This window comes from Streptomyces sp. NPDC005808 (genome assembly GCF_042871385.1).
Taxonomy (GTDB): domain Bacteria; phylum Actinomycetota; class Actinomycetes; order Streptomycetales; family Streptomycetaceae; genus Streptomyces.
Window position 1 is genome coordinate 1 of sequence record NZ_JBIAIK010000037.1, and the last position, 8,154, is coordinate 8,154.

2 protein-coding genes are annotated in these 8,154 nt (G+C 75.0%); both read right to left on the bottom strand.

The window, feature by feature from the left end:
* On the bottom strand, window positions 1-5,690 hold a 5,690-nt coding region (locus tag ACFYPC_RS36905; RefSeq protein WP_391891719.1), incomplete at its 3' end, for a type I polyketide synthase.
* Window positions 5,691-5,715: 25 nt separating this feature from the next.
* Window positions 5,716-8,154: SDR family NAD(P)-dependent oxidoreductase (locus ACFYPC_RS36910; protein WP_391891720.1), on the bottom strand; the 2,439-nt coding region annotated here is incomplete at its 5' end.

Sequence of the window (8,154 nt, forward strand, 5' to 3'; positions counted from 1 at the left end):
GCGGAGCCGCGGATGACGGCGAGGACCTGGTGGCCGTTGCGGCGCGCGTCGGAGAGCCGCTCGACGAGCAGGACGCCGACGCCCTCGGACCAGCCGGTGCCGTCCGCGTCGTCGGAGAAGGACTTGCAGCGGCCGTCGGTGGCGAGGCCCCGCTGGCGGCTGAACTCCACGAATCCCGTCGGCGTCGCCATCAGGGCGACACCGCCGGCCACGGCCATCGTGCACTCGCCCGAGCGCAGCGACTGGGCCGCGAGGTGCAGGGCGACCAGCGAGGACGAGCAGGCGGTGTCGACGGTGACGGCCGGGCCCTCCAGGCCCAGGACGTACGCGACGCGGCCGGAGAGAACGCTGGTGGCCATGCCGGTGAGCAGGTGGCCCTCGGTGCCGGTGCCCTCCGCGGTGCGGCCGAGGTCGGCGCCGTAGCCGGAGGCCGAGGCGCCGGCGAAGACGCCGATGCGGTGGCCGCGTACGGATCCGGCGTCGATGCCGGCCCGCTCGAAGATCTCCCAGGAGGCTTCGAGCATCAGCCGCTGCTGCGGGTCCATCGCGAGGGCCTCGCGCGGCGAGATCCCGAAGAAGTCGGCGTCGAAGCCGGGGGCGTCGTGCAGGAACCCGCCGTCGCGCACGTACGAGGTGCCGTGCGAGGTGCCGTGCGCCTCGGGGTCCGGGTCGTACAGGGCGTCGAGGTCCCAGCCGCGGTTCGTGGGGAAGGGGGAGATGCCGTCGCCGCCGGACGCGACGAGCCGCCACAGGTCCTCCGGGCCGGTCACGCCGCCCGGGTAGCGGCAGGCCATGCCGACGATGGCGATCGGCTCGTCCTCGTCGCGTGCCGTGGCCGCGGCGGACGGGCCCTCGCCGGAGACCGCGCCGGTCGCCAGGAGTTCGGACTCGATGAAGCGAGCCAGGGCGGCCGGGTTGGGGTGGTCGAAGACCAGGGTGCTGGGCAGCCGTACGCCGGTCTCCTGGTCCAGCCGGTTGCGCAGGTCGACCGCCGTCAGCGAGTCGAAGCCCAGGTCGCGGAACGCCCGGTCGGGGCGGATCTCGTCCACGGTGCCGTGGCCGAGCACCGCGGAGGCCTCGGTGCGTACGAGCTCCATGAGCACGGTGGTGCGATCGGCGGGGGAGAGCCCCGTCAGTCGCTCGCGCAGCCGGGACCGGGTGTCGTCCGCCTCGCCGCCGGACGTGGAGTCCGCGGCGTCCCCGGCGGCCAGGGCGAGGGCCTCGGGAAGGTCGCCGAGCAGCGGCCGGGGGCGGACCGCGGTGAAGGCCGGCAGGAAGCGGTCCCAGTCGACGTCGGCGACGGCGACGTGCGTGTCGTCGTGGTCGAGGGCGTGCTTGAGCGCGCCGACGGCGTGCTCGGGGGCCATGGTGCGGATGCCCCGGCGGGCGAGCCGCTCGCCCTCGCGGCCGTCGGCGAGCCCGCCGCCGCCCCAGGCACCCCAGGAGACCGAGGTGGCGGCGGCGCCGCGCTCCCGGCGCCGCTGGGCGAGCGCGTCGAGATAGGTGTTGCCGGTGGCGTACGCGCCCTGGCCGCGGCTGCCCCAGACGCTGGAGATGGAGGAGAACAGGACGAACGCGTCGAGCTCGGCGTCCTGGTCGCGGAGCAGCTCGTCCAGGTGCGCCGCGCCCGCCGCCTTGGCCCGTATCTCGTCCCCGAACGTGTCGAGGTCGATGTTGCTCAGGGGGGTGTCGCTGGCGATGCCGGCCGTGTGGAAGACGGAGCGCAGGGCCGGGCCGCCGTCCGTACGTACGGTCTCCAGCAGCGCCGCCAGCGCCTCCCGGTCGGCGACGTCGCAGGCGACGACGGTCGCAGGGGCGCCCAACGCCTCCAGTTCGGCGGCGAGTTCGGCCGCGCCGGGGGCCTCGGGGCCGCGCCGGCTGGTCAGGATGATCCGCTCCGCGCCGTTCGCGGCGAGCCAGCGGGCGGTGTGCGCGCCCAGGGCGCCCGTGCCGCCGGTGATCAGAGCCGTGCCGCGCGGGGTGAACGCGGGGCGCCCGGTGGGGGTGGTGCTGCGCGGGTCGTGGGTGAGGCGGCGTGCGAACAGGCCGGAGGACCGCAGGGCGATCTGGTCCTCGGTGCCGTCGGCGAGGGCCGCGCACAGCCGGTCGGCGGCGCGCGCGTCGAGCTCGCCGGGCAGGTCGACGAGACCGCCCCAACGCTCGCCGTGCTCCAGTCCGATGACCCGGCCGAGGCCCCACAGGGGTGCCTGCGCGGGCTGGTGGAGGGACTCGGAGCGGCCGATGGTGACCGCGCCGTGGGTGGCGATCCACAGCGGCGCGTCGAGTCCGGCGTCGCCGAGAGCCTGGGCGAGGAGTACGGTCGCGCGGGTGCCGGCGGGGACGCCGCCGACGGCGAACGCGTCGAAGGGCCGGCCCGCAGACGCGTCGACGGCCTCAGAGCCGCCGGCGCCGTGCGCAGACCCGTCCCCGGACTCATCCGCGGACTCGTCGGAGGCGAGCGCCAGCAGCGAGAGCACGCCCGCCGGCCGGCTCTCCCCCTGCTCGGCCAGCAGCTGCCCGAGCGAAGCGCGGTCCACGTCACGGGTGTCGACGGGGAGGGCGGTGACCGAGGCGCCGCGCTCGCGGAGCGCCTCCGATACGCGGGCGGCGAGCGCCCCGTACGAGGTCCGCGCGGGCGTCAGGACCAGCCAGTGGCCCGTCGGGGAAGTGGTGTTCGTGAGGGCGGTGGGCTTCCAGTCGATGCGGTAGCGCAGCCCGTCGACGATGTCGAGGTCGCGGTTGCGGCGCCGCCACGAGGCCAGCGCGGGCAGTGCGGCGGCCAGCGGATCGACGTCCACGGGACGCATCGCGTCGGCGAGGGCGGTGAGGTCCTCGCGCTCCACGGCCTCCCAGAACCGGGCCTCGTTACGGAAGGTGGCCAGCACCTCGGCCGCGTCCTGCGCCGCGGCGGGGGTCGGCCAGAAGCGCCGGCGCTGGAAGGCGTACGTGGGCAGCTCGACCCGGCGGGCGCCCGTACCCGCGTAGAAGGACGCCCAGTCCACGGCCGTACCCCGCACGTGCAGTGCGGCGAGGGCGGCGGTCAGCGCGTGGGACTCGGGCCGGTCCTTGCGCAGGGCGGCCACGAAGGCGACGGCGTCGGCGTTCTCCGCGCCGGCGGCGCTGTCCTGGCCCATGGCGGTGAGGACACCGCCCGGTCCGAGCTCCAGGAACGCGGTGACGCCCTGGTCGGCCAGGGTCCGCACACCGTCCGCGAAGCGGACGGCCTCTCGGACGTGCCGCACCCAGTAACCGGGGTCGCGGACGTCCTGCGCGCGCAGCATCCGGCCGGTCACGTTGGAGACCACCGACAGCCGCGGCGGGTGGAACGTCAGGCCCTGTGCGACACGGCGGAACTCGTCGAGCACGGGCTCCATGAGCGGCGAGTGGAAGGCGTGGCTGACCTGGAGCCGGCGCGTCTTGCGGCCCCGCTCGCCGAGGACGGCGGCGACAGCGAGCACGGCGTCCTCGGCGCCCGAGAGCACCAGGGAGCGCGGCCCGTTGACCGCGGCGACCGAGACGTCCGCGCGGCCGTCGAGAAGCTCGGCCACCTCCTCCTCAGTGGCCTGCACGGACACCATCGCGCCGCCCGCGGGCAGCGCCTGCATGAGCCGGCCGCGCGCCGCGACCAGCGCGCACGCGTCCTCGAGGGTGAGCACACCCGCCACATGGGCGGCCGTGATCTCGCCGACCGAGTGGCCGAGCAGGTGGTCGGGCGTGACGCCCCAGGAGCTGACCAGGTGGAACAGGGCCACCTCGACCGCGAACAGGCCCGACTGCGTGTAGACGGTGGCGTCGAGCAGCTCCGCCTCGGCGCTGCCCGCCTCCGCGAACACGACCTCGCGCACCGGCCGTTCGACATGCCCCGCCAGGTGACTGTCGAGCTCGGCGCACACCGCGTCGAAGGCCTCGGCGAACACCGGGTACCTCTCGTACAGCTCCCGGCCCATGCCGGGACGCTGCGAACCCTGTCCCGAGAACATCAGGGCGAGCCGGCCCGGCACCGCGAGGCCCCGCACCGTGGCCGGAGTGTTCTCGCCCCGCGCCAGCGCCCGCAGGCCGCCCAGCAGCGCGTCCCGGTCCTCGCCCAGGACGACGGCACGGTGCTCCAGCGCCGACCGTCCGGTGGCAAGCGAGAAGCCCAGATCGAGGACGCCGTCACCGCCGTCCTCCGCGTCGCCGCCCGCGACGACGTGCGCCAGCAGCCGGTCCGCCTGGGCCGCGAGGCCCTGCGCGGACGCCGCGGACACGAGCCACGGGTGCACGGCGACCGAACCCGCCGGACCCTCCACGGCCTCTTGAGCGGGCACCGCCTCCGGCGCCTGCTCGACGATGATGTGCGCGTTGGTGCCGCTCACACCGAACGACGACACGGCGGCCCGGCGCGGCCCGCCGGTCTCCGGCCAGGCCCGCGCCTCGGTGAGCAGTTCCACCTCTCCCGCCGCCCAGTCGACGTGCGGGGTCGGCTCGTCGACGTGCAGCGTGCGCGGCAGCACGCCGTGGCGCATCGCCATGACCATCTTGATGACACCGGCCACACCCGAGGCGGCCTGCGCGTGACCGATGTTGGACTTCATCGAGCCGAGCCACAGCGGCCGGTCCGCGGCGCGCTCCTGCCCGTACGTGTCCACCAGGGCCTGCGCCTCGATCGGGTCGCCGAGGACGGTGCCCGTGCCGTGCGCCTCGACCGCGTCGACCTGCGCCGACGTCAGGTCCGCGTTCGCCAGCGCCTGGCGGATGACCCGCTGCTGTGCCGTACCGTTCGGGGCGGTCAGCCCGTTGGAGGCACCGTCCTGGTTGACGCCCGTACCGCGGACGACGGCCAGCACCTGGTGCCCGTTGCGCACCGCGTCCGAGAGCCGCTCCACGAGCAGCACACCGACACCCTCGGCCCAGCCCGTACCGTCGGCGGCCGCCGCGAAGGACTTGCAGCGCCCGTCGACGGCGAGCCCGCCCTGCTTGCTGAACTCGGCGTACGCCTCGGGCACCGCCATCACGGCGACACCGCCGGCGAGCGCGAGCTCGCACTCACCGGATCGCAGCGCCTGGACGGCCATGTGGAGTGCGACCAGCGACGACGAGCAGGCCGTGTCGACCGTGACCGCCGGGCCTTCGAGGCCCAGCGTGTAGGCGATGCGGCCGGAGACCACGCTGCCCGCCGTACCGGTCAGGAAGTAGCCTTCGACGTCGTCGGACGCGTTCTGCAGCTTGCTCTCGTACCCGGAGACCGCCGCACCGGCGAACACACCGGTACGGGTGCCCCGCAGCGCCGACGGCGCCACCCCGGCCCGCTCGACAGCCTCCCAGGCGGCCTCCAGCAGGAGCCGCTGCTGCGGGTCCATCGCGAGGGCCTCACGGGGCGAGATCCCGAAGAACCCGGCATCGAACTCGGCGGCATCGGGGACGAACCCGCCCTCGTACGCACCCGAGCCCGCAGGACTCGTGGCGTACAGGGCGTCGATGTCCCACCCGCGGTCGGCCGGGAACGGACCCGCGGCGTCGCGGCCCTCGTCCACCAGCCGCCACAGGTCCTCGGGGCTCGCGACACCACCGGGGTACCGGCAGCTCATACCGATGATCGCAATGGGCTCCCGGGCCGCCTCGGTGATCCGGGCGTTCTCCTTCCGCAGCCGCTCGGTCTCCTTGACCGACGCCCGCAGAGCCTCGAGAACTTTGTCCGCCGAAGTAGCCATCATGCACTCCACATTTCGCACGTCATCATGAGCCGTTGTCTCCCAGTGCCAGCTGGATCAGGCTTTCGGCGTCCATGTCGTCAATCGAGTCGTCTGCCGCCACGGCCGGGGCCGGAGCGGGTGCCTCAGCGGGCACCGGGGCCGCGCCCCGGGTCGGATCGGCGGCGCCGGCCGCCGCCGGCAGGTCGAACTTGGTCCGCAGGAACGCGGCGAGCACCACCGGGGTCGGGTGGTCGAAGACCAGCGCGGCGGGCAGCCGTAGCCCCGTCGCCCGGGTGATCCGGTTGCGCAGGTCCACGGCGGTCAGCGAGTCGAAGCCCAGCGTCCGGAACGCCTTGTCGGGCCGTACGTCCGAGGGCCCGGCCAGACCGAGCACCGCCGCCGCGTGGTCCCGGACCAGCTCCAGCAGCGTGTACTCCTGCTCGGGCCCCGGCAGTTCGGCGAGTTCGGCGCGCAGCGCGGCCGCCGCGTCCTGCGCGGTGTCCTCCCCGCTCTCCGCCTCCGCCGGATCGGCGGCCCGCACCGCACCGCGCACCTCCGGCAGATCGCCGATGAGCGCGCTCGGGCGCAGCCCGGTGAACACCGGGGCGAAATCCCGCCAGTCGATGTCGGCGACGACGACCGCCGTCTCCCCGTGCTCCACTGCCTGCCGCATCGCGGAGACCGCGAGCTCCGGTGCCATCGCCGACAGGCCGAGGCCGCTGAGCGCGCCCCCGACACCGGCGCCGTCGGCCAGCCCGTCACCCTCCCACCAGCCCCAGGACACGGAGGTCGCGGACCGGCCCTGGAGCCGACGCCGGTGGGCCAGCGCGTCGAGGGACGCGTTCGCCGCCGCGTACGCCGAGTGCCGGGCGTTGCCCCACACTCCGGAGATCGACGAGAAGAGCACGAAGGCGTCCACGGACCCGCCCAGCGCCTCGTCGAGGTGCAGGGCCCCATTGACCTTGCCGGACAGGACGGTCGCGTACGCGGCCGCATCCGTGTCCTGCACGGCCGCCGTGTCGTCGACGCCCGCGGTGTGGAAGACGCTGCCCACCGGGCGGCCCTCTGCCCGCAGCCGTTCGACCAGCGCCTCCACCTGCTCTCGCTCGGCCACGTCGCACGCCACGACCGTCGCGGTGGCGCCGGCCGCGGTCAGCTCCTCCACCAGCTCCGCAGCGCCCGGGCTGTCCGGGCCGCGACGGCTCGTCAGCACGATGTGCTCGGCACCCTGAGCCGCCAGCCAGCGGGCGACATGCCCGCCGACGGCGCCGGTGCCGCCGGTGACCAGCGCGGAACCACGCGGCTCGAAACGGTGGACGGCCTCGCCCAGCGACGCCCGGCCGATCCGTCGGGCGAAGACGCCCTCGCCGCGCACGGCGAGTTGGTCCTCGGCCCCGTATCCGCCGGACAGTACGGCGCACACCCGCTCCACCACCGATGCGTCACCCCCCTCCGCGGCCGTGCCGGGCAGGTCGACGAGACCTCCCCAACTTCCCGGCGCCTCGAGGGCGATGGCCTGGCCCATGCCCCACAGCTGTGCCTGCACCGGACTGCTCGCCGGATCCGCATGTCCGGCCTGCCCAATCTGGACGCCGCCACTGGTGAGGCACCACAGCGGTGCTCGCACGGCGGTGTTGTCGAGGGCCTGCACGAGGGCGAGCGTGTGGGCGGTCACGGCCGGGAGCTCCGTCCCGAGCGCCGTACCCGCCTGCCCGTCCAGCGCCAGCAGCGACAGGACACCGGTGTACGTGGCCGGGTCGACGTCGCCGAGGGCCGTGAGGGCCTTGGCGATCCCCGCCCGGTCGCTCTGGTGCCCGGTCAGCACCAGCGGCGTCACCTGTGCGCCCCTCCCGGTCAGCTGCCGGAGGAAGTCGGCCGCCGGCCACCCCTCGGCCAGCGCCTCCGGGACGACCAGCAACCAGTGACCGGAGAGGCTGCCCCGGGCACCGGAGGCCACGAGCGGCTTCCAGGTGATCCGGTACCGCCACGAGTCCAGCGTGGCGCGGGCGGTGGCGGCCCGCCGCCATGCGGCCAGCGCGGGCAGCACGGCGCTCAGCGACCCGGACTCGACGCCGTCCAGCTGCTCGGCGAGCGCCTCCGCGTCACCCTGCTCGACGGCCTTCCAGAACTCCGCCTCGGCGGTGGACTGCTCTGCCGGCACAGCACTGTCGGCGGGGACCTCCGGCTCGTCCGCGAGCCAGTAGCGGGTGCGCTGGAAGGCGTAGGTGGGGAGTTCGGTCCGGGTGGCGCCGGTGCCGTGGAAGACGGCCGTCCAGTCGACGGCCACACCATGGCAGTGGGCTTCGGCGAGGGAGGTGAGGAACCGGTCGAGGCCGCCTTCGTCGCGGCGCAGGGTGCCGAGGACGTCGGCGCCGGTGTCTTCGGCGGTGCCCTGGAGGCCGAGGGAGAGGACGGGGTGGGGGCTGACCTCGATGAAGACCGTGTGGCCGTCGGCGAGGGCGGCGCGGGTGGCCTGCTCGAA